Genomic DNA, 824 nt, shown 5'->3' with positions numbered 1-824 from the left:
GGATGCAGAAGATGGCGATCAGGTTGGTCAGGCCGCTGGCGGTGCGCAACTGCGACTCTTCAGCCTTGCAGCCGGACTTCAGATTCTTGTGAAACGTCTCTATTTTCCAGCGCATCGCGTACCAGTCGATCTTTTCGATCGCATCCACACGCGAGTTCACCGGCAGATCCGTGAGCAGCCTCCATTGGATGCGCGCCCGGCCCTCCGGCTCGCCGCGCTCCGTCGCATGGATGACGGTCAGCGTGAGCGCAGGATAGCCCCGCAGCTGCTTGGCGACAGGCGGCCAAACCATAAGGCGCCGATATCTGAGTTCCAGACACGCCTGGTGAGGGTGTCCTTTGGCGTCGCGAAATTCGATCCGGTGCAATCCCTTCACCCGCACCTCTGACATTTCGTCTGCAACGGTATGCTCGCCGTCGCCGGCTAACCTGTTGCTGCAGGTACGCACCAGAAAATGCGTGCCGAGCTCAGAGGCGGCGCAAAACAGTTCATAGACGTCGCTTTCCCGGTCGCCAATATGCACACAGCGATCCGGTTCACCGAGCCGGGTGGTTGATTGACGCAGATTCTCAATCCACCGAAAGCTTTCCTTCTGCTCAATCGGTATGCGTGTGAAATTAACTTTGCCGCGTCTTCTCGCGGTGTCCTTGAATTGCGCGCGGCTCCAGAATTTGATGGCCGCCAGCCCCAGTGGCAGACCTTCGGTTGTGACGGCGAGACTTGAATGCATCAGGATGCCGCATTGCGGGCTCGGCTTCGTCCGGCCTCGCCGCTGGGCGGAAGTTATTGCGCTGCCAGCGTATCCGATGAGTTCGGGATGTTCC

The 824-nt window shown here is 59.5% G+C and carries 1 protein-coding gene; it reads right to left on the bottom strand.

All coding sequences use genetic code 11. The features are described from left to right. On the bottom strand, nucleotides 1–730 hold a 730-nt coding region (locus tag F6X42_RS42940), incomplete at its 3' end, for an IS4 family transposase (protein ID WP_246530571.1). Nucleotides 731–824 lie beyond the last annotated feature (94 nt).

Source organism: Paraburkholderia podalyriae, from assembly GCF_014397785.1.
GTDB lineage: Bacteria > Pseudomonadota > Gammaproteobacteria > Burkholderiales > Burkholderiaceae > Paraburkholderia > Paraburkholderia podalyriae.
This window is presented reverse-complemented; position numbering and strand designations above follow the sequence as displayed.